Below are 20,590 nucleotides of genomic sequence, written 5' to 3'. Positions count from 1 at the left end.
GTGGCGCAGATCGCCGCCAGCCTCGTCGAGTTTGGTTTTACCGCACCACTCTTGGTGTCGGAAGACGGCGGAATTCTTGCCGGACACGGTCGATTAGCCGCCGCCAGAAAGCTCCATCTGGACGCCGTGCCCGTGGTGGTGCTCGACCACCTGACGCCCATCCAGCGCCGCGCCTATATCCTGGCCGACAATCAACTGGCGCTGCAGGCCGGATGGGATCAGGAACTGCTCGCAGTCGAGTTGGCTGACCTGTCAGCAGCGGGCTTCGATCTGGCATTGACCGGATTCAGCGATGAGGAACTGGCCGACCTGCTTGGCAATATTGAAGAGACCGAGCGTGCCGATGAGGATTCGCCTAATGGCGAACCCGAGGATGAGGATATCCCGGATGCGCCGGTGACTCCGGTCAGCCAGCCGGGTGACATCTGGCAACTGGGTGCGCACCGTTTGATCTGCGGCGACTCGACCGACCCGGCCGTGGTCGCCGCGCTGATGGCGGGCGAGCGTGCGGCGCTGCTCTTTACCAGCCCGCCGTATGCCAACCAGCGCGACTACACCACGGGCGGCATTGCGGACTGGGATGCCCTGATGCAGGGCGTGTTCGGCGCGGCTCGAACGGCCTTGCGCGAGGACGCGCAGGTGCTGGTCAACCTGGGACTCGTGCACCGCGACAACGAGTTCATCCCGTATTGGGATGGCTGGATCAGTTGGATGCGAACGCAAGGCTGGCGGCGCTTTGGCTGGTACGTCTGGGACCAGGGGCCGGGGATGCCTGGTGACTGGGCCGGGCGACTGGCGCCCAGCTTCGAGTTTGTTTTCCACTTCAACCGCCAAAGCCGCAAGCCCAACAAGATCGTGCCGTGCAAGCACGCAGGCCAGGAATCGCACCTGCGCGCCGATGGCAGTTCCACGGCGATGCGCGGCAAGGATGGCGAAGTCGGTGGCTGGACCCATGCCGGGCAGCCCACCCAGGACTATCGCATCCCTGACTCGGTGATCCGGGTGATGCGGTAATCCCCCCGCAAAACCAGTGCGCTGAGAAGTAGAGAGTCTCGAAGGAGAATCTCTACCATGAAGAAATCGCGTTTCACTGACAGCCAGATCATCGACGCGCTCAAGCGGGCGGAGGCTGGTCTGAGCGTGCCCGATCTGTGCCGCGAACTGGGCATCAGCTCGGCGACCTTCTACAAGTGGCGGGCCAAGTACGGCGGCATGGACGCCTCGCTCATGGCGCGCATGAAGGAGTTGGAGGAGGAGAACCGGCGGCTGCGCAAGATGTACGTCGAGGAAAAGCTCAAGGCCGAGGTCGTGGCGGAGGCTCTTGCAAAAAAGTGGTGAAGCCATCTCGCCGGCGCGAGATGGCACAACGAGCCGTGCAGCAGCGCGGGCTGTCGATCCGGGCGGCTTGTCAAGCCTTTCGGATCAGCCAGGCCTGCTACCGCTACGAGGCCCGGCGCGACACCGAAGACGAGGAGATCGCCCAGTGGCTGCTGCGGCTGACCGACAATAACCGCACCTGGGGCTTCGGGCTGTGTTTCCTGTACCTGCGCAACGTCAAAGGCTTTGCCTGGAACCACAAGCGGGTGTACCGGATATACCGGCAACTGGAGCTCAACCTGCGCATCAAGCCGCGCAAGCGGCTGGTGCGCGACAAGCCCGAGCCGCTGAGTGTGCCGCAGGCCATCAACGAAGTCTGGTCGATGGACTTCATGCACGACCAGCTGCAAGACGGACGCAGCATCCGGCTGCTCAACGTGATCGACGACTTCAACCGCGAGGCTCTGGGCATCGAAGTGGACCTCTCACTGCCCTCGCATCGTGTGATGCGCACGCTGGAGCAGATCATGGCCTGGCGCGGCAAGCCGCAAGTCATTCGCTGCGACAACGGGCCGGAGTACATCAGCGCCGCGCTGCTGAACTGGGCCAGTGCCCGCGGTATCCACATCGAGCACATCCAGCCCGGCAAGCCCCAACAGAACGCCTACGTGGAGCGCTTCAACAGGACTGTGCGCTATGAGTGGCTGTCGCAGTACCATTGGTGCGATCTTGATGAGGTCCGCGAGTTTGCCACGCAATGGATGTGGCGCTACAACCACGAGCGCCCGAACATGGCCTTGGGCGGCATCACCCCAAAACAGCGGCTGGCCATGGCCGCATAGCTCTACTTCTCGGAGCGCTGGATTTCGGGGGGATTACCCTAAAGGCAGCCTTCAAGCTGGAAAACCGCTTCAACGCCGACACCGGCGCGTCGCAGGACCCGTACTTCAAGGGCGAGTCCAGCCTGTCGCTGATGGGCGGCTTCGGCGAAGTCAAACTGGGCCGCAGCTCCACCGTGTACGACGACGTGCGCGCCCTGGGCCAGAGCCGCGATGTATTCGACTCCGCCTTCACCGCCTCCAGCAACGGCGTGTTCAAGTCGGGCGGTGACTACGCTTCGCGCTTCGACCACAAGATCAGCTACTACAGCCCGGTGATGGGCGGCTTCTATGCCGGCATCGACGTCTCGCTGGACGAGAAGGCTGGCGTTTCCCAGGACAAGTACGCCTTCAAGGCCGGCTACAAGCAAAAGGACTTCGAGGTCGCCTTGGCCCACCAGAACGAGAAGGACAAGGCTGACAAGTACACCGTGCTGGCCGCGATGTATGACTTCGGCAACTTCTCGGTGTCGGGCGCATACAACCAGCGCAAGGGCAGTACCGCCAACGGCGACGACAGCGAATACGCGCTGGGCGTGACCGTGCCGGTCGGGGCCTGGACCTTCTCCGGCGGCTACGCTTACAGCAAGACCAAGGACTCGGCCGGTGGCGCCAAGAACGGCAAGGCCAACGGCTTCGCCCTCGGCGCCACCTATGCCCTGTCCAAGCGCACGCGCCTGTACGCCGGCTACCGCGACGTGGTGGTCAAGAACAACGTCGGCGCGAAGACCAAGGACGAGCGTCTCTACGCCGTCGGCGTGCGTCACGACTTCTGACACACCGCCCTGTGCGCACATGGGCGGCGACGGGCCGCCCGATCTCTCCAAAAACGCTCCTTGGGACGGGCTTTCTGCGGAAAGCCCGTTTTTTTTCAGGGCAGCGCACGCTGGCGCCACGCGGCCAGCGCACCCAGCCACAGCGCCCCCGCTGAAAACACCAACCCCCGCTCCAGCCCCCCGGGACCGTCGCCAATCCAGCCCACCACGGCCGGGCCGACGATCTGCCCAGCCGCAAACACGATGGTGAAGGCACTGATGCCCGCCGCCCAACGCGCCGCGGGCAGGTTGTGGCGCACCAGCGCGGTCGTGGACGCAACCACGGACAAAAACACCGCGCCAAACAGCAGGCCCGACGCCAGCAGCACCGGCCATGCGTGGGTCACGGCTGGCAGTACCGTCGCCAGACCGAGCAGCGCATTCAACCGCGCCAGAGGCTGTCCATCGCGGTGCCGATCCAACAACCCGGCCCACAGGCGCGACGATGCCATCACCGCTACCCCCAGCAGGGCATAGAACAGCGTGATTTCCCCCGCAGGAGTGCCGCGATCGCGCAACAGCGCGATCACGAACGTCATGTAGCCGATATAGCCCACGCCAAACAAGGCGTAGCCCACCAACGACGGGGCAAACGCCCGCAGCAGCGCCCCGGTGTGGGCTGGCCCCTCGGCAGCGGCGGGCGCCAGAGGACGGGTCGGCACTGGCGGGGCGGCACCCGTGAGTCCGAGGGAGCCAAGACCGCGCCAGGCGTGGGCCAGGCCCCCGGTGGCGACCAGACAGGCCACGGCCAAGGCCCACCAGGCCCACGCCCAGGCATGGGGTCGATCTGCCGCCCAAGTCAACACGGCCGGCACCGCCAGCGACGACAGCACGATGCCGCTGCCCACGCCGCCGTAGTACAGGCCCAGCATCAGGCCGGCATGGCGGGGCCAGACGCTGCCCAGCCGGGCCGCCAGAAGCCCCCCGGCCACGAACACCCAGGCACTGGCGATGCCCGCCAGCCAACGCTGAATCAACAGCGGACCATCGGCCGTCAGAAAACCGCTGCCCGCCATGAACAGCGCCGCCAACGCCGAACCACCCAGCAACACCGTGGCCGGACCATGGCGTCGCATCAGCGCGGGGACGGTGAGTGCCCCGACCAGATAACCCACCGCATTGGCCGTATTCATGGCACCGGCGAGCAGATAGCTCCAGCCCAAGTCCGCGCGCATCGGCGGCAGCAGCAGGCCGTAGGCAAAACGGGTGATGCCCAGCGACACCGCCGCCCCCAGCGACAACCACAGCGCGAGCACCAGACCGCGGCGCAACGGCACTGGACAAGCGGATCCCTGTTCGAGGTGAGACATGGCCCCGCATTGTGATGCGGGCCTTTTTATCCTGTCACACCATGCGCGACACGCCATTGCCCTGTCCATCCGCCCCGCCATCCGCCAACCGTCTGGCCGCCGTGCAAGCCGCCGAGCGCGAGCGCTTCCTGGCCGAACACCCCAGCTCGCGCGCGCTGGCCGAGCGCAGCGCGGCGCACTACCTGTTTGGCGTGCCGCTGCACTGGATGCGCGACTGGCCCAATCCGGTGACGCTGTTCGTGCGCAGCGCCCACGGGGCGGAACTCACCTGCGCCGACGGGCATGACTATGCGGATTTTTGTCTGGGCGACACCGGGGCGATGTTCGGCCACTCCCCGGCCCCGGTGGCTCGCGCCATCGCCGAGCAGGCGGCGCGCGGGCTGACCTGCATGCTGCCCACCGAAGCGGCGGCGGGCGTCGGTGAACGGCTCGCGCAATGCTTTGGCTTGCCGTTCTGGCAGTTGGCCCTGTCCGCAAGCGACGCCAACCGCTTCGTGCTGCGCTGGGCGCGCGCGGTCACCGGCCGGCCGCAGTTGGCGGTGTTCGACGGGTGTTACCACGGCGCGGTGGACGACACGCTGGTGGACCGCGACCCGGCGACCGGCGGCACGGTCCGCCGGCCGTCGGTGCTCGGTGCGGTGCACGACCACCCCGATTTCACGCGGGTCGTCCCCTTCAACGACCTGGCCGCGCTGGAACACGCACTCGCCGATGGACAGGTGGCCGCCTTGCTGGCCGAGCCGGCACTGACCAACTTTGGTCTGGTTCCGCCCGTACCCGGCTTTTGGCCAGCGGCGCAGGCCTTGTGCCGCCGCTACGGTACCCTGCTGGTGCTGGACGAAACCCACACCCTGTCCAGCGGCATTGGCGGCTATGCGCGGGCGCATGGCCTGGCACCCGATGTGTGGGTGGCCGGCAAGGCCGTCGCCGGTGGCGTGCCCTGCGCGCTGTATGGCGTGACCGCCGATCTGGCGGCCCGCATGCAAGCGACCAAACAGGCCGCACCCGAGGGCCACAGCGGCATCGGCACCACGCTCACGGCCAACGCCCTGGCCATGGCCGCGCTCGATGCGGCCTTGCAGCATCTGCACACGCCCGCCAGCTACGCCGCCATGACCCGCATCGCCGATGCACTGGAAGCCGGCTTGACCGAGCGCCTGCACGCCCATGCCCTGCCCTGGACCGTGACACGGTTGGGCGCTCGGCTGGAACTGCAGTTCATGCCCGTGACGCCGCGCAACGCCGACGATGTGCGCCGCCATGCCCAACCGGCGCTCGAGGCCAGCCTACACCTGTTCCTGCTCAACCGGGGAGTCCTGCTGACTCCGTTCCACGGCATGATGCTGTGTTCACCGGCCACCACCCCGGCGCATGTGGCCCGGCTGCTGAACGCCTTCGACGACTGGCTGGCCGCCCTGGGCGTGTGAGGTCACGCCCCCAGGCCGATGGGCGCCGGGGCCACCTCCAGAATGCGGCGAAACAGGCGCTCATACGCCGGATCGGGTGCGTAACGGCCCGTCAGCGGGTCGCGGTTGGCCTCGAACGCCTCGTCCAGCGCCCGCCAGTCGGCTTCGTCGAGCACGCGCTGGGCCGCAGGCAGGATTTCCTGCTCCTCCAGCCGCATGTGTTCCAAATAGAACCCGACGTAGCGCTCGCAGGCCTCGACGAAGGCGGCCTGGCGATCGTCGCCCAGCCACTCCCAGGCCAGCAACCGGTGCTGCAATTCGCGCACCTGCGACTCGCCCTTCATGTGGTCCTGCTCCAGCCGGGTGATGATGGGCAGTAGGGCCGGCTCGCGCTTGGCCACGCGCGGAAAGAGCAGATCGGACTCCTTCGGGTGGTGCAAGCGCTCCGGAAACTCGTCGATGTAGAACAACATCGCGCGCAGCGTGTCGAAGAAGCGCGGGCGGTCATCGCCCGGGCCGCGGCGAACCAGCCACAGCAGAGACTGCAGCATGGCGGCCAGGGCCGCGTGCTCATCGCGGATGGTGCGCAGGGCGCTCGAGGGGTGCATGGGTGGCCTCCTGCCCAAAACAGGGTCGATCGGTCCGCAGACCGAAGCCAGCCAAGCATGCCGCCAAACGGCCCCCCTCATCTTGACGCACGTCAAGGCCCGGAGACCGACCGGGGGGGCGCGGCCACATGCGCGGGACGCCAGCGCGTCAGCCACAAGGCGTTGGACACCACGCTGACCGAGCTGGCCGCCATCGCCGCGCCAGCGAACACCGGGTCCAGCACGCCCAGGGCCGCCAGCGGAATCCCCGCAACGTTGTAGACGAAAGCCCAAAACAGGTTCTGCCGGATCTTGCGCACCGTGCGGGCCGAGATGTCCAGTGCAGCGGGCACCAAGGCCGGGTCGCCGCGCAGCAGCGTGATGCCGGCGGCGTGCATGGCGACATCGGTGCCGCTGCCCATGGCCATGCCCACATCGGCCGCCGCCAGCGCCGGCGCATCGTTGATGCCATCGCCCACCATCGCCACCGCGCCCCCGCGCGCCTGCCAACGCCGCACCACGGCAGCTTTGTCGGCCGGCATCACCTCGGCCTCGACCTCGCCGGCCTCGGGCCGCAAGCCCAGGCGACGCGCCATGGCCTCGGCGGCCGCCCGTTGATCCCCGGAAATCATGACCACCGCGAGGCCCCGCGCACGCAATTCGGCGATGGCCTGCGCAGCCCCGGGCTTGGGTTCGTCGGCGAAGGCCAGCAGCGCCAGCGGGCGCCAGGTGTTGTCCGGTTGCCAGGCCAGCACGGCCAGCGTTGCACCAGCGGCTTGCTGCTCGGCCATGGCCGATGCCCAGCCGTCCGGCAGCCCGGCCCCCGCCTGCAGCGGGCAGCCCAACTCCGCCATCCAGCCAGGGCTGCCCAGGGCCAGGGTCACGCCTTCGACCGTGCCCCGCACCCCGCGACCGGGCACCGTGTGGGTGTCGTCGGCAGGGGCGGGCAATGCCTCCCCCCATGCGGCCAGCACCGCCTTGGCCAGCGGGTGGCTGCTGCCCATTTGCAGGGCGGCGGCGGTGCGCAGCGCGGCCGCTTCGTCGACGCCGGGAGCGGGCACCAAAGCGACCAGGCGCGGATGCCCGACGGTGAGCGTGCCGGTCTTGTCGAAGGCCACGGTGCGCACGCGCTGGGCGACTTCCAGGGCCTCGGCGTCCTTGACCAGAATGCCATGGCGAGCCGCTGCCCCCGTTCCGGCCATGATGGCCGTGGGTGTGGCCAGACCCAGCGCACACGGACACGCAATGACGAGCACCGCCACGGCGTGGAGCACGGCCTGCTCGCCATCGAGTCCCCCGACGGTGACCCACAGCACCCCCGTGGCCAGGGCCACCAGCACCACGATGGGGACGAACACCGCCGCCACCCGGTCCACCAACCGCTGCACCGGCGCTTTGTGCGCCTGCGCATCCTGCACCAGTGCGATGATGCGCTGCAGCACCGATTGCGCGCCGATCGCGGTGACCCGCACCTCGATCGCCCCGTCACCATTGAGGCTGCCCCCGGTGACCGCGTCCCCCACCGCCTTGGCGACCGGCAACGGCTCGCCGGTCAGCATGGATTCATCGACCTGGGTGCGCCCCTGCACCACGATGCCATCGGCCGGGATGCGCTCGCCCGCCCGGACCAGCACCCGGTCACCGGGCAACAGTTCGGCCACGGGAACGTCCTGCATCGACTCGCGGCGCACGCCATCGGGCAGCAGGTGGGCCACCGGCGGCTGCAGCGCCTGCAGCGCGCGGATGGCCGCCGTGGTGCGGCGTTTGGCGCGCGCCTCCAGCCACTTGCCCAGGCGCACCAGCGTGATCACGACGGCGGCGGCCTCGAAGTACAGATGCGGCATCTCGTCGGGCGGGGTGTGCCACCAGAGCCAGACGCTCATGCCCCAGGCCGCCGTCGTCCCCAAAGCGACCAGCAGTTCCATGTTGCCGCTGCCGTTGCGCAGCGCATGCCAGCCCGCGCGGTAAAAGCGTGCCCCCAAGCCAAACTGCACCGGGGTGGCCAACAGAAACTGCCACAGCGCCGGCACCATGAGGTGCACATCAAACGCCATGGCGATCATCGGCAGCACCAGCGGCGCCGAGAGCACGGCCCCGACCAGCACCCACGCGCCCTCGCGACGCACGGTCTGCCGGGCTTGCGCCTCGTCGTCGTCGGCGCTCGCCAGGGGTCGGGGCTCATAACCGGCGTCGCGCACGGCGCGCTGCAGGCGGGCAGGCAGTTCGGCGGCGTGCTCGGCATCGACGCGCCACTGCACCCGCGCGGTCTCGGTCGCCAGGTTGACACTGGCGTGGGTGACACCGGGCACGCGCTGCAGCGCCCGCTCCACGCGCGCCACGCACGACGCACAGGTCATGCCCCCGATACCCAGATCACATTGCCCGGTGACCCCGGCTTCGGCCGGCGCGTCGCTCGGCGATGCCGCAGAAGTGAGTTCGTCCGCCATGGAACGAGTATGCCGCAGCACCTCCCGGCGGCGTATGATGGACCGCTCGATCCACTTTCCCGCAACGCCATGAAACACGTTTTCACCGTCACGGGCATGTCGTGCGGCCACTGCGTCCGGGCGGTCACTCAGGCCATCCGCGCGCTCGATCCGCAAGCCACGGTCCAAGTCGATCTGGACGCCCAACGCGTCGAAGTCGAATCGGAACAACCCCGCCCCGCGTTGGCCGACGCCATCCGGGACGAGGGCTACACCGTCGTCGACTGACCGGCGCGCCGGGGCGGGTCGTTGCGGCCCGCCCCGCCTTGCTTTTCTCCCCCCTTCTTTCCCCCGCTTCGCCCCGTCCGCCCCAGCGGCCGGGGCGTTGTCACATCTGGGCCACGGCAATGGCCCCACCGTGTTTTGCACAAGCCTGTGGAAAAAAATCGGACAAGAGCCCTGTTATTCACAGCCTGAGTGCCGTCCAACCGGGTTGTTCGCAGCCAACCCGACACCCACGCGGGGGGAACCCACAGGGTCATGAATACCGCAACCGACTGTCGCACCAGCAAAAACTGCCCTTGTCCACGGACAGTGGCGCGCTTCTATCCATGACGACTACCGTGAATGATGATCAAGAAGGAAAACCAAGGACAACGCCAACCACGAACCAGGACACCCGCAGCCCGATGGAACCGATGATTCATCGTCGTGCGCTGCTAAGATGCGCACCGAGATCACGCCCCCATGTCCAGCGCTTCCGCATTGCCCCCTGCCATCGAAATTCGCCACGGCCACATGCCGCTGGTGGTGGCCCGTCTGCGTGGGCCGGATGTGGACGCGGCTCTGGCGGAACTGGAGCAGCGCTACGGCGACGCACCGGGTTTTTTCGAAGACGAGCCGCTGCTGTTGGATCTGTCCGAATGGAGCGGAGCGGACCGCGGCCCCACCCCGCTGGAGCGCCAAGCCCTGCTGGACGGACTGCAGCGCATCGGCCTGCGGCCGCTGGCCTTCCACGGCGGCCCGAACGGCTGGCAAACTGCGTTGCGCGAGCGGGGCCTGACTGCGGGCGAGGTTCAGGGGCGCATGGCCGTGCGCGGCCCCTCCAAGGGGGCGGACAGCCCGGCTGCGGTGGCGCCGCCAACGGCATCGGCGCCCGGCTTGCCGGTCACCGCCCTCGTGGTGGACCGGCCATTGCGGTCCGGGCAACAGGTGTATGCCCGCGGGCGCGATCTGGTCGTGCTGGCCATGGTCAACCCCGGCGCAGAAGTCATTGCGGACGGACACATCCATGTGTATGCACCGTTGCGCGGTAAGGCCATCGCCGGTGCGCGCGGTTTGACCGAGGCCCGTGTCTTTGCCCTGGCCCTCGAGCCGGAGCTGGTCTCGATCGCCGGTATCTACCGCACCGCCGAAACCCCGTGGCCCGATGCCGTGCGGGGCAAGCCTGCCCAGGTGCGTCTGGACAGTGGACCCGACGGTGACAAGCTGTTGCTCGAACCCCTCTCCTGAAACGCCCTCATTCCCAGACTGAAAGCGATCCATGGCCAAAATCGTCGTCGTCACCTCCGGCAAGGGCGGCGTGGGCAAGACCACGACCAGCGCATCGTTTGCCACCGGGCTGGCTCTCAAGGGGCACAAGACGGTGGTGATCGATTTCGACGTCGGTCTGCGCAACCTCGACCTCATCATGGGCTGCGAGCGCCGCGTGGTCTACGACTTCGTCAACGTCATCCACGGCGAGGCCAACCTCAACCAGGCCCTGATCAAGGACAAGCAGGTCGATCAGCTCTACGTGCTGGCCGCCAGCCAGACCCGCGACAAAGAGGCCCTCAAGCAAGAGGGCGTGGAGCGCGTGCTCAACGACCTGGCGGGCATGGGTTTCGATTACATCGTGTGCGATTCGCCTGCCGGCATCGAAACGGGCGCGCTCATGGCGATGCACTATGCCGACGAAGCGCTGGTCGTCACCAACCCCGAGGTGTCGTCGGTGCGCGATTCGGACCGCATTCTGGGCATGCTCAGCTCCAAGACCCGGCGTGCCATCGAAGGACGCGAGCCGGTCAAGGAGCATCTGCTGATCACGCGCTACAACCCCAACCGCGTGCAGGATGGTCAGATGCTGTCGCTGCAGGATATCCAGGACATTTTGCGCATTCCGCTGATCGGCGTCATCCCCGAGAGCGAGGCGGTGCTGCAGGCTTCGAATCAAGGCGTGCCCGCCATCCATCTCCAGGGCACCGACGTGTCCGAGGCGTACAAGGATGTGATCGACCGCTTCCTGGGTCACGACAAGCCGCTGCGCTTCATCGAGGCCGAAAAGCCCAGCTTCTTCAAGCGCCTGTTCGGGAGGTGAGCGCCGTGTCCTTCCTGTCCTTTTTGCTGGGCGAGAAGAAAAAGACCGCCACCGTCGCCAAGGAGCGGCTGCAAATCATTCTGGCGCATGAACGTGCCGGTCGCAATGCGTCCGAGCCCGATTATCTGCCGGCCCTGCAGCGCGATCTGGTCGCCGTGATCGGCAAATACATCGCCATCAACCCCGACGACATTCGCGTCAACCTGGAACGCCACGACAACCTGGAGGTGCTCGAGGTCAAGATCGAGCTGCCCGAGACGCGGCCGTGATCCCGGCTGGCTGGACCGAGGCGATCGGCACGCTGGCGGCGATTCTGACGACCGCGAGCTTCGTGCCGCAGGCTTGGCGCACGTGGCGTACGCGCGACGCGGCGGGCATCTCGATCGGAATGTACGCGATCTTTGCCTTCGGCGTGGCGCTGTGGCTGGTCTACGGCATCCTGCTCGGCGCGTGGCCGATCATCGTCGCCAACGCGATTACGCTGACGCTGGCGCTGATGATCCTTGCCATGTGCTTGTGCTATCGCCGTGGTCCGGCGGCAGCACCCGCAGCAGAGGCTGAACGTCCACGGTGAGCAAGCCGACCCCATGCCCGGCGCGGGCCGGGTGGCATGCCGCTCGAGGTCAGGCGGCGGCGCGCTGCAGCCGGTCGCGGATACCGTCCCAGGCCGGGTCGGCAGGCGGGCGTTCCACCCAAATCAGGCGGGTCGTGCCATCGTCCAGCGCGCGCAAAACGGCGAACAGCTCGCGCGCGCAGGCGGCGGCCTTGTCGGGCATGCGCTGCAGCCGCACATGCGGACTGACCGTACGCAGCGGGCTGCGGTGGTAGATGGCCAGGTCCCGCGCCTGTGCGCCGAGCAGGTCCAGCGCGGTTTGCAGCTCGGTGGCATCCATCAGCCGCACGCGGGCCTGGGGCGCGTAGTGCGAGGCGAGCGTGCCCGAGGCGCGCGGTGCCGCGGCGTCGCGGTCGGCCACCGGGACGCCGGCGGCGGCTTCCAGCTCGGCGCGGCCCAGCATGCCCGGGCGCAGCAGAACCGGCTGCTCGCGTGTGCAGTCGAGAATGGTGGATTCGATGCCCACCGGGCAGTCGCCGCCGTCCAGAATCAGCAGCGCTGCATCGTCCAGCGCGCCCAGCTCGGCCTGCACATGGGCGGCACAGGTGGGGCTGACGCGCCCGAAACGGTTGGCGCTGGGGGCCGCCAGCCCCCAGATGCCTGCGCCGCGCGCCGCCTGCAGCAGGGCCTGCGCCACGGGATGGGCCGGACAGCGCAGCCCGATGGACGTTTGGCCCCCTGCGGCGGCCTCCGCCACACCAACGCGGCGGGGCAGGATCACGGTCATGGGCCCAGGCCAAAAGGCATCCATCAGCCGTTGTGCAAACCGGGGCACCGCCGCGGTGTAGTGCGTAAGGGCCTCGGCGCGCTCGGCCGGCGTCGCCCCGGCGATGTGCACGATCAGCGGATGGTCGCTCGGCCGCCCCTTGGCGGCGAAGATGCGCGCCACCGCCTCGGGCCGGTCAGCGTCCGCGGCCAGGCCGTACACCGTTTCGGTCGGCATGGCCACCAGGGTGCCGGCGCGCAGCCGCTGCACCGCATCTTCCAAGACCTCGGTGGCTTGCGGGCCACGCGCGTCGCGAATCAGCGCCATGGCGCGATGCCCAGCCGTTCGGCCGCGGCCCGTGCGGTCTGTTGCGCAGCCTCGGCCGTGGCGGCTGTGATCGTCAGATGACCCATTTTGCGCCCAGGCCGCGCGTCGTGTTTGCCATACAGGTGCAGGTGCGTTCCAGGCAACGCCAGCACGCCGGCCCAGTCCGGGGTCACGGGCTGGCCGTCGCGCCACCACAGATCGCCCAACAGGTTGAGCATGATGGCCGCGCTGTGCTGCCGGGGCGTGGGCAGCGGCAAACCGGCCAGGGTGCGCACCTGCAGTTCGAATTGCGACACGTCGCAGGCGTCGATGGTGTAGTGGCCGCTGTTGTGCGGGCGCGGCGCCATTTCGTTGACCACCAGCGCCCCATCGGCGCTGCCGTCGTCGACGACAAAAAACTCCACACACAGCACACCCACATAGCGCAGCTGCGCGGCGATGGCGCAGGTGGCGCCGATGGCCTGCTCGGCCAGCGCCGGCGAAACGCGGCCTGGGAGCACCTCGGTGACGGCCAGGATGCCGTCGCGGTGCAGGTTGCGCTGGACGGGAAAATGCACCAGCGCCCCGTCGGCCCCGCGCGCGACGATGACCGACAGCTCGTCGCGCAGCGCCAGGTGTTGCTCCAGCACGCACGGCACGCGGCCCAGTTGCGCCCAGGCGGTGGCCAGTGCGGCGCGGTCGGCCACGCGCACCTGGCCCTTGCCGTCGTAGCCCAGGCGGGCGGTTTTCAGGATGCCGGGCAGCAAGGCGTCGGGCACGGCAGCCAGATCGGCTGGCGACACGATGGCGGCATGCGGCGCCGGACCCACGCCGCCGGCGCGGGCGCAGGCGGCGAAGTGTGCCTTCTCGGCAATGCGGTCCTGCGCCACGGCGACGGCCTGGGGCCCCGGCGCCACCGGCCGTTGCGCGGCCAGGGTGGCCAGCGCCCCGGCAGGCACGTTCTCGAACTCGGTGGTAATGGCCTCGCAGCGCTGCATCAGTTGCGCCAGCCCCTGTTCGTCGTCGTAGGCCGTGGCGACATGGTAGTCGCTGACACGGCCGGCCGGGCTCGTCGCATCCGGGTCCAGCACGGCGGTCTGGTAGCCCAGGGCCTGCGCCGCGTGGACGAACATGCGACCGAGCTGGCCACCGCCCATCACGCCCAGGGTGGCCAGTCGGCCGCCGCCCGCCACGGGGCCAGGCAGGATCGGGGCGGCACTCATGCCTTGCTCTCCGTGCTCGCTTGCACGGGCAGGGTCATGGCCCGCGCCATGGCGGTTTGCTCGGCTCGGAAGGCGTGCAACCGCTCGCGCAGGGCCGCATCGTGACGGGCCAGCATCGCCACTGCGAACAGGGCAGCGTTGGCGGCGCCCGCGCCACCGATGGCAAAGGTGGCCACGGGAATGCCCTTGGGCATCTGCACGATGGAGTGCAGCGAATCGACCCCCTGCAAATGGCGACTGGGCACCGGCACACCCAGCACGGGAACGGTCGTCTTGGCGGCCAGCATGCCGGGCAGGTGCGCCGCGCCGCCCGCGCCCGCGACGATGGCCTGCAGCCCGCGGCCCTCGGCCGCCTCGGCATAGGCGAACATGTCGTCCGGCATGCGGTGGGCCGAGACGACCCGCGCCTCGAACGCGACGCCGAACTGTTGGAAAATGGCAGCCGCGTGCTGCATGGTGTCCCAGTCGCTGCTGGACCCCATGACGACACCGACCTGGACGTTGCTGCTGGACATGGCGACCCCGGGGGAAAATCCCGTCATTCTAGAGAATCGGACGCTGCCGACATGATCGACGTCACGCTTGCCAATTTCCAGGCCGAGGTACTCGAGGCCTCGCTGACCACGCCGGTGCTGGTGGATTTCTGGGCGCCGTGGTGCGGCCCCTGCAAAGTTCTCGGCCCCATTCTGGAGAAGGTGGAGCAGGCCTATGCGGGCCGCTTCAAGCTGGCCAAGGTCAACACCGAGGACGAGCAGCAGCTCGCCGGCTATTTCCAGATCCGCAGCATTCCGACCTGTATTCTGTTCGTCGGTGGGCAGCCGGTGGATGGTTTCATGGGGGCGCTGCCGGAAGGGCAGATCAAGGCCTTCCTCGACCGCAACCTCCCCACGCCGGAGCAGCTGGAGGCGCAGGCCGACGTACAGGAGGCGCTGCAGGCCGCCGCCAGCGGCGATACCGAGGCCGCGCTGCAGCGCTTGCGCGAAGCGCTGGCGCACGACCCCGACAACGACGACGCGCGCTACGACCTGGTGCGCCTGCTGGTGGAAAGTGGCCGGCTGGAGGAGGCCTCGGCGGCGCTGGCGCCGGCCCTGGGCAAGCTGCCGCTGCCGCTGCGCTTCGAGGCGCTGCGGCACTGGATCGACGCGCTGGAATTCGCGCGCCACGACCCGCGTGGCCAGTGGCCGCTGGAGAAGTTCGATGAGCTGATCGCTGCCAACCGGCGCGACTTCGAGACGCGCCTGGCCAAGGCGCGCGTGCTGATCGCGCAGGGCGACTGGACCGCGGCGATGGACGAGCTGGCCGAAATCATCATGCGCGACAAGAAATGGGGCGATGAGGTGCCGCGCAAGACCTATGTGGCGCTGCTGGAGCTGCTGACGCCGCCGCCGCGCGATGCCGGGGCCGCGCCCAAGTCTGCGGCCGGTCTGGAAATCGCTGGGCATGCCGCAGCGGCCGAAGACCCGCAGGCCGAGCTGGTCTCGCGTTACCGGCGCAAGCTCAGCATGGCCCTCAACTGAGCCGCTGGGGACGCCATGATCACCGTGCGCTTCGTCACCCCTGGCCCCCAGGGGCCCGTGCAGGACCGCGAGGTCGAGGTGCCGGCCGATGGCCGCAGCCTGATGAAGGCGGCGGTGGATGCGGGCATCGATGGCATCGCCGCCGACTGCGGCGGCAGTCTGACCTGCGCCACCTGCCACGTCTTTGTCACCGAGCCGTGGCTCGCGCGGTTGCCGCCCCCGTCCGCTGATGAGGACACCCTGCTGGACTACACGGCGGACGAGCGCCGCGCCAACAGCCGCCTGAGCTGCCAGATCCGGCTGACCCCTGAGCTGAACGGCTTGACCGTGGAGCTGCCCGCGCGGCAGTACTGACGGCTGCGTTGGCGCGGGTTTCACAATTCTTTACGCGCGGACCAAGCGCCCTTTACGCGGGGACGGGACCATGGGCACCGTAGATGGCGATCCGCCGTCCCCTTCGATGCAAGGAAAGGAGTGTCCCATGTCCGCGACCGTTGCTGTTTCCATCCGTTGGCGCCCGCTGCTGCTGGGCGCGTTGCTGGCCGTCTCCGCAGCGGCCACCCCGCTGGTCTGGGCCCATGCCCCCCGCGCCGGGCACGGGCCCATGGGAGCCCCCATGGCCGGGGGCATGGGGCCGGTTCTGGCCGGACCGATTGCCGACGATCCCGCCCGCCTGGACCGCTGGCTGGACCGTATGACCCAGCATCTGCGCCTACAACCCGCGCAGCGCGACGACATCCGCCGCATTGCGCAGGCCGCGGCGCAGGACCTGCGGCCCCTGCGCGACGAGGTCCGTGCGTTGCACGAGGAGCGCCGGCGCCTGTGGGCCCAGTCCACGCTGGACGAGGCTGCGATCGAGGCGCTGCGCCAGCGCGCCCTCGCCCTGCACGAACGGCTGAGCGCCCGCATGCAGCAAGCGATGCTGGAGGCGGCCCGGGTGCTGACGCCCGAGCAGCGCCAACGGCTTGCCCAAAGCATGGACCGCCGCGGCACCCACCGGCACGGGGGCCCGTTCGCCCCGCGCGGCGGTGACAAGGGTTGATCCCCGAACGACTCCCCCGAGTGGTATGGCGGCCCGCATTCTGCTCATCGATGACGACCTGCGGTTGACCGCAATGGTGGGCGACTATCTGCGGCAAGCGGGCTGGCAGGTGGAGGCGGCGGCCTCGCTGAACGTGGCCCGGCAGCGCCTGGGGCCCGGGCTGCCGCCGCCCGATGCACTGGTGTTGGATCTGATGCTGCCCGACGGCGATGGCCTGGACTTGTGTCGCGATCTGCGCGCCCGGCCCGACACACGGCACCTGCCCATCCTGATGCTGACGGCGCGCGGTGAGCCGACCGACCGCATCATCGGGCTGGAACTGGGGGCGGATGACTACCTACCCAAGCCGTTCGAGCCGCGGGAGTTGCTCGCGCGCTTGCGCGCCCTGCTGCGCCGCGCCGGGGCGACGCCGCCAGCAGCCGGTGCAGCCGAGGTGCTGCGCTTTGGCCGGCTGGAGGTCGATCTGGCCGCGCACGCGGTGCGGCTGGACGGACGCGTGTGCGAGCTGACGGCGTACCAGTTCCAGTTGCTGGCGGTGCTGGCGCGGCACGCCGGGCGGGTGCTGTCGCGCGACCAGATCATGGACGCCCTCAAAGGCCATCCGCAGGAGGCCTACGACCGCTCGATCGATGTGCACATCTCGCGCATCCGCGCCGCGATCGAGGACGACCCCAAGCAGCCCCGCCGCATCCTGACCGTGCGCGGGGCCGGCTACTTGTTGGCGCGCCAGCCGGCGGGCGACGGGGAGCCTGCCCCGTGAAAACGCTCTACCTGCGCATCTACCTGACGGTGGTGGCGGTGCTGCTGCTGTTTGCCCTGCTGTCGGGCTGGCTGTTCCAGCGCAACATGGATCAGGTGCGCGCGCTGGACCGTGCTGCCTGGAGCGAGCGGCTGGCCGGCTGGGCCGAACTGGCGCAGGAGGTGCTGCCGCCGCCTTCGGCTCCGGTCGCCGAACAAGCCGCCGCGCTGGAGGACTGGTCGCAACGTCTGCGCGTGCCGCTGGCGCTGGACGACGCCGCCGGGCAGCCGCTGGCCGCCAGCGCCGCCTTCGAGCGTTGGGCGGGTCACGGCGGGCGGCGCATTCGCCTGGCACTGGCCGACGGACGGACGCTGTGGGTGCTGCGCCCCCCCCGGCCCGAGGGGCGGGGCCCCGCCGTCGGCCCTCTGGGAGCCCTGCATGGCCCGAGCGTGCCCCGGGAGCCTCCGTGGTGGCTGGGCGGCGGGGGGCTGGCGGCCGCGCTGGTGGTGCTGTTCGCCGCGGTCGCCGCCGGCGCTTACCCCGTGGTGCGTCGGCTGACGCGCCGCCTGGAGGCGCTGCGTCGCGGTGTGCAGGCGTTCGGCGATGGCCAGCTCAGCCACCGCGTGGTGGTGGACGGGCGCGACGAGGTGGCGGCCTTGGCGGCCAGTTTCAACCGCGCGGCCGAGCGCATCGAGAGTCTGGTGCGCTCGCACCAGTCGCTGCTGGCCAATGCCTCGCACGAATTGCGCTCGCCGCTGGCGCGGCTGCGCATGGCGCTGTCGCTGTGGGACACCGACCCCCCCGAGGCGCGCGCCGCCCGCCGTGCCGAAATCGAGCGCAACATCCGCGAGCTGGATGCGCTGGTGGACGAGGTGCTGCTGGCCAGCCGCTTGCAGGCCGCGCCAGACTGGGAGCGCGCTCCGGTGGATTTGCTCGGGCTGGCGGCGGAAGAGGCCGCGCCGCTCGGTGCGGAAGTGGAGGGCGAGCCGCTGGTGGTGCCCGGCGACGAGCGCCTGCTGCGCCGGGCCGTGCGCAATCTGTTGGAAAACGCCCGCCGCTACGCCCCGGAGCAGCCGCCCAGCGTGCAGGTGGTGCGTTCGGGTGAGGCGGCCGAGCTGCGCGTGTGCGACCGCGGACCTGGCGTGCCGGCCGATCAGCGCGAGCGCATCTTCGAGCCCTTTTATCGCCTGCCCGGGCACGCCGAGCATGCCGGCGGCGTCGGTTTGGGCTTGAGTCTGGTGCGCCAGATCGCACAGCGCCACGGCGGGGAGGCGCGGTGCGAGCCGCGCGACGGCGGCGGCAGCTGCTTCGTGGTGCGGCTGCCGCAGGTCTGATCAGCCGATCAGCCGTGTCAGCGCCTCGCGATACTTGGCCGCGGTCTGTTCGATCACTTCCTTGGGCAGACGAGGCGCTGGCGGCGTTTTGTTCCACGGCCGGCCGTCCACCCGGGCGCTTTCCAGCCAGTCGCGCAGGTACTGCTTGTCAAAGCTCGGGGGGTTGCTGCCTTCCGCGTAGGATTCGGCGGGCCAGTAACGCGACGAATCGGGCGTCAGCACCTCGTCCATCAGCGTCAGCGTGCCATCCGCATCCAGCCCAAACTCGAACTTGGTGTCGGCAATCAGGATGCCTTTGCTGGCCGCATAGTCGCTCGCGGCCTGGTACAGGCGGATGGAAATATCGCGGATGCGCTCGGCCAAGTCGTGGCCGATGCGTGCGGCCATTTCGTCGAAGGTGATGTTTTCGTCGTGCTCACCGACGGCGGCTTTGGCCGCCGGCGTGAAGATCGGCTGCGGCAGGCGGCTGGCGTTGCGCAGGCCCGGGGGCAGGGGTACGCCGCACACCGATTGCGTCTGCTGGTACTCCTTCCAGCCGCTGCCGGCCAGATAGCCGCGCACCACCGCTTCGACGGGGATCGGCCGCAGCCGCTTGACCAGCATCGAGCGGCCGCGCACCTGCTCGCGCTCCTCGGGGGTCACCACGCTTTGCGGGTCCTCGCCCGTCAGGTGAATGGGGCAGAGGTTGGCCCCCTTGGGCCCCAGTTTGTCGAACCAGAACAGGCTCAGCGTCGTGAGCAACTCGCCCTTGCCGGGGATGGGCTCGCCCATGATGACGTCGAACGCGCTGATGCGGTCGGTGGCCACCATCAGGATGCGGTCGTCGCCCACGGCGTAGTTGTCGCGCACCTTGCCGCGCGCCAGCAGCGGCAGGGACGTCAGGTGCGAGGTGTGCAGCGCGGCGACCATGTCAGCGCACCACCTGTGCCAGCTCGCCGCGGGCATAGCGCTCGGCCATCACCGACAGCGGCAGGCCCTTGATCTTGCCGGCCATGCCTTCGCAGCCAAACTGCACATAGCGCTGCTTGCACACCTGCTTGGCCGCCTCGCGTGCCGGTTTGAGCCATTCGCGCGCATCGAACTTGTCCGGGTTCTCGTGCAGGAACTTGCGCACCGCGGCCGTCATGGCCAGGCGGATGTCGGTGTCGATGTTGACCTTGCGCACCCCGTGCTTGATCGCTTCCTGGATTTCTTCCACCGGCACGCCGTACGTCTCCTTCATGGCGCCGCCGTACTGCCGGATCTGTTCCAGCAGCTCTTGCGGCACGCTGGACGAGCCGTGCATGACCAGATGGGTGTTGGGGATGCGGGCGTGGATCTCTTTGACGCGGCTGATGGCCAGGATGTCGCCCGTCGGCTTGCGGGTGAACTTGTAGGCGCCATGGCTGGTGCCGATGGCAATCGCCAACGCATCGAGCTGGGTGGCTTTGACGAACTCGGCCGCCTCCTCGGGGTCGGTGAGCAGCGCCGAGTGGTCGAGCACGCCCTCGGCGCCGATGCCGTCTTCCTCGCCCGCCATGCCGGTCTCCAGCGAGCCCAGGCAGCCCAGCTCGCCCTCGACCGTGACGCCCAGGCGGTGTGCCATCTCCACCACGCGGCGGGTCACGTCCACGTTGTAGTCGTAGGGGGCGGGGGTCTTGCCGTCCTCGCGCAACGAGCCGTCCATCATCACGGATGTGAAGCCGAGGCGGATGGCGCTCTCGCACACCGCAGGGCTTTGGCCGTGGTCCTGGTGCATGGCCACGGGGATGTGCGGCCAAGCCTCGACCGCGCCCTGGATCAGGTGGCGGATGAAAGACTCGCCCGCGTACTTGCGCGCGCCCGCCGAGGCCTGCAGGATGACCGGGGCGCCGACCTCGTCGGCCGCCGACATGACCGCCTGCACCTGCTCCAGGTTGTTGACGTTGAAGGCCGGAATGCCATAGCCGTGCTCGGCCGCGTGGTCGAGCAGTTCGCGCATGGAAACGAGCGCCATCGGGGTCTCCCACAGGGTGTGTTGGAACGGCCGGCGATTG

21 protein-coding genes and 1 pseudogene are annotated in these 20,590 nt (G+C 69.1%); 14 read left to right on the top strand and 8 right to left on the bottom strand.

Annotation, left to right across the window (positions count from 1 at the left end; all coding sequences use genetic code 11):
* From ACK4TH_RS09400 to ACK4TH_RS09390, 3 genes and pseudogenes are all read left to right on the top strand, one after another.
* Positions 1–1,011, top strand: a pseudogene (locus tag ACK4TH_RS09400) (ParB N-terminal domain-containing protein); the annotation flags it as partial.
* A gap of 60 nt (positions 1,012–1,071) precedes the next feature.
* A protein-coding gene (locus ACK4TH_RS09395) for an IS3 family transposase (RefSeq protein ID WP_153004500.1) occupies positions 1,072–2,159 on the top strand; the annotation gives its coding sequence in 2 pieces (ribosomal slippage) (positions 1,072–1,333 and positions 1,333–2,159; 1,089 coding nt in all).
* Positions 2,081–2,971, top strand: coding sequence for a porin (locus ACK4TH_RS09390; RefSeq protein ID WP_409625534.1), 891 nt, complete (start codon positions 2,081–2,083; stop codon positions 2,969–2,971). Before ACK4TH_RS09395 ends, ACK4TH_RS09390 begins: the two co-directional genes overlap by 79 nt.
* Positions 2,972–3,066: 95 nt before the next feature.
* Here the strand turns inward: ACK4TH_RS09390 and ACK4TH_RS09385 are convergent, their stop codons facing one another.
* Complete coding sequence (locus ACK4TH_RS09385; protein ID WP_409625531.1) at positions 3,067–4,320, bottom strand: YbfB/YjiJ family MFS transporter; 1,254 nt, start codon at positions 4,318–4,320, stop codon at positions 3,067–3,069.
* A 41-nt stretch (positions 4,321–4,361) separates the two neighbouring features.
* Here ACK4TH_RS09385 and ACK4TH_RS09380 point away from each other — a divergent pair, with 41 nt between their 5' ends.
* On the top strand, positions 4,362–5,747 hold the full coding sequence (locus ACK4TH_RS09380) for an aspartate aminotransferase family protein (RefSeq protein WP_409625528.1): 1,386 nt from the start codon (positions 4,362–4,364) through the stop codon (positions 5,745–5,747).
* Between the two features lie 2 nt (positions 5,748–5,749).
* Here the strand turns inward: ACK4TH_RS09380 and ACK4TH_RS09375 are convergent, their stop codons facing one another.
* Positions 5,750–6,334 carry a hemerythrin domain-containing protein gene (locus ACK4TH_RS09375; protein WP_409625525.1) on the bottom strand — a complete coding sequence of 195 codons (585 nt, stop codon included), beginning with the start codon at positions 6,332–6,334 and terminating at the stop codon, positions 5,750–5,752.
* A gap of 92 nt (positions 6,335–6,426) precedes the next feature.
* Positions 6,427–8,760 (bottom strand): heavy metal translocating P-type ATPase, encoded by a 2,334-nt coding sequence (locus ACK4TH_RS09370; RefSeq protein WP_409625522.1) that lies wholly within the window; start codon positions 8,758–8,760, stop codon positions 6,427–6,429.
* Positions 8,761–8,829: 69 nt separating this feature from the next.
* Between ACK4TH_RS09370 and ACK4TH_RS09365 the strand changes: the two genes are divergently transcribed.
* From ACK4TH_RS09365 to ACK4TH_RS09345, 5 genes are all read left to right on the top strand, one after another.
* Positions 8,830–9,027, top strand: a complete 198-nt coding sequence (locus tag ACK4TH_RS09365) for a heavy-metal-associated domain-containing protein (RefSeq protein ID WP_068607995.1) — start codon at positions 8,830–8,832, stop codon at positions 9,025–9,027.
* Positions 9,028–9,486: 459 nt separating this feature from the next.
* Positions 9,487–10,251, top strand: coding sequence for a septum site-determining protein MinC (minC, locus tag ACK4TH_RS09360; RefSeq protein WP_409625518.1), 765 nt, complete (start codon positions 9,487–9,489; stop codon positions 10,249–10,251).
* Positions 10,252–10,282: 31 nt separating this feature from the next.
* Positions 10,283–11,095, top strand: a complete 813-nt coding sequence (minD, locus tag ACK4TH_RS09355; RefSeq protein ID WP_409625515.1) for a septum site-determining protein MinD — start codon at positions 10,283–10,285, stop codon at positions 11,093–11,095.
* A 5-nt stretch (positions 11,096–11,100) separates the two neighbouring features.
* Positions 11,101–11,364: a cell division topological specificity factor MinE gene (gene minE / locus ACK4TH_RS09350; protein WP_409625512.1), complete on the top strand. Its 264-nt coding sequence runs from the start codon at positions 11,101–11,103 to the stop codon at positions 11,362–11,364.
* Positions 11,361–11,669 carry a SemiSWEET transporter gene (locus ACK4TH_RS09345; protein ID WP_409625509.1) on the top strand — a complete coding sequence of 103 codons (309 nt, stop codon included), beginning with the start codon at positions 11,361–11,363 and terminating at the stop codon, positions 11,667–11,669. Before minE ends, ACK4TH_RS09345 begins: the two co-directional genes overlap by 4 nt.
* 49 nt (positions 11,670–11,718) lie before the next feature.
* Here the strand turns inward: ACK4TH_RS09345 and ACK4TH_RS09340 are convergent, their stop codons facing one another.
* The 3 genes from ACK4TH_RS09340 to purE are packed head-to-tail and all read right to left on the bottom strand — an operon-like array spanning position 11,719 to position 14,458.
* Positions 11,719–12,735 (bottom strand): L-threonylcarbamoyladenylate synthase, encoded by a 1,017-nt coding sequence (locus tag ACK4TH_RS09340; RefSeq protein WP_409625545.1) that lies wholly within the window; start codon positions 12,733–12,735, stop codon positions 11,719–11,721.
* Positions 12,732–13,943, bottom strand: coding sequence for a 5-(carboxyamino)imidazole ribonucleotide synthase (locus ACK4TH_RS09335; RefSeq protein WP_409625506.1), 1,212 nt, complete (start codon positions 13,941–13,943; stop codon positions 12,732–12,734). The genes ACK4TH_RS09340 and ACK4TH_RS09335 overlap by 4 nt, the downstream gene beginning before the upstream one ends.
* Positions 13,940–14,458 carry a 5-(carboxyamino)imidazole ribonucleotide mutase gene (gene purE / locus ACK4TH_RS09330; protein WP_409625503.1) on the bottom strand — a complete coding sequence of 173 codons (519 nt, stop codon included), beginning with the start codon at positions 14,456–14,458 and terminating at the stop codon, positions 13,940–13,942. Before purE ends, ACK4TH_RS09335 begins: the two co-directional genes overlap by 4 nt.
* A 51-nt stretch (positions 14,459–14,509) precedes the next feature.
* Between purE and trxA the strand changes: the two genes are divergently transcribed.
* The 5 genes from trxA (at position 14,510) to ACK4TH_RS09305 (ending at position 18,575) form a co-directional block, all read left to right on the top strand.
* Positions 14,510–15,460, top strand: a complete 951-nt coding sequence (gene trxA, locus ACK4TH_RS09325; protein ID WP_409625500.1) for a thioredoxin — start codon at positions 14,510–14,512, stop codon at positions 15,458–15,460.
* 15 nt (positions 15,461–15,475) lie between these two features.
* Complete coding sequence (locus ACK4TH_RS09320; protein ID WP_409625497.1) at positions 15,476–15,814, top strand: 2Fe-2S iron-sulfur cluster-binding protein; 339 nt, start codon at positions 15,476–15,478, stop codon at positions 15,812–15,814.
* A 127-nt stretch (positions 15,815–15,941) separates the two neighbouring features.
* On the top strand, positions 15,942–16,502 hold the full coding sequence (locus ACK4TH_RS09315) for a Spy/CpxP family protein refolding chaperone (RefSeq protein ID WP_409625495.1): 561 nt from the start codon (positions 15,942–15,944) through the stop codon (positions 16,500–16,502).
* 25 nt (positions 16,503–16,527) lie between these two features.
* On the top strand, positions 16,528–17,262 hold the full coding sequence (locus tag ACK4TH_RS09310; protein WP_409625492.1) for a winged helix-turn-helix domain-containing protein: 735 nt from the start codon (positions 16,528–16,530) through the stop codon (positions 17,260–17,262).
* Positions 17,259–18,575, top strand: a complete 1,317-nt coding sequence (locus tag ACK4TH_RS09305; protein ID WP_409625489.1) for an ATP-binding protein — start codon at positions 17,259–17,261, stop codon at positions 18,573–18,575. Before ACK4TH_RS09310 ends, ACK4TH_RS09305 begins: the two co-directional genes overlap by 4 nt.
* Here ACK4TH_RS09305 and ACK4TH_RS09300 read toward each other — a convergent pair whose 3' ends face one another.
* Both ACK4TH_RS09300 and fba read right to left on the bottom strand, forming a co-directional pair.
* On the bottom strand, positions 18,576–19,484 hold the full coding sequence (locus tag ACK4TH_RS09300; RefSeq protein ID WP_409625486.1) for a phosphoribosylaminoimidazolesuccinocarboxamide synthase: 909 nt from the start codon (positions 19,482–19,484) through the stop codon (positions 18,576–18,578).
* Position 19,485: 1 nt separating this feature from the next.
* Complete coding sequence (gene fba / locus ACK4TH_RS09295) at positions 19,486–20,550, bottom strand: class II fructose-bisphosphate aldolase (protein ID WP_409625483.1); 1,065 nt, start codon at positions 20,548–20,550, stop codon at positions 19,486–19,488.
* Between the last annotated feature and the right edge of the window lie 40 nt (positions 20,551–20,590).

Origin of the sequence: Tepidimonas sp. (assembly GCF_046292505.1) — a bacterium.
Lineage (GTDB): Bacteria > Pseudomonadota > Gammaproteobacteria > Burkholderiales > Burkholderiaceae_C > Tepidimonas.
This window is presented reverse-complemented; position numbering and strand designations above follow the sequence as displayed.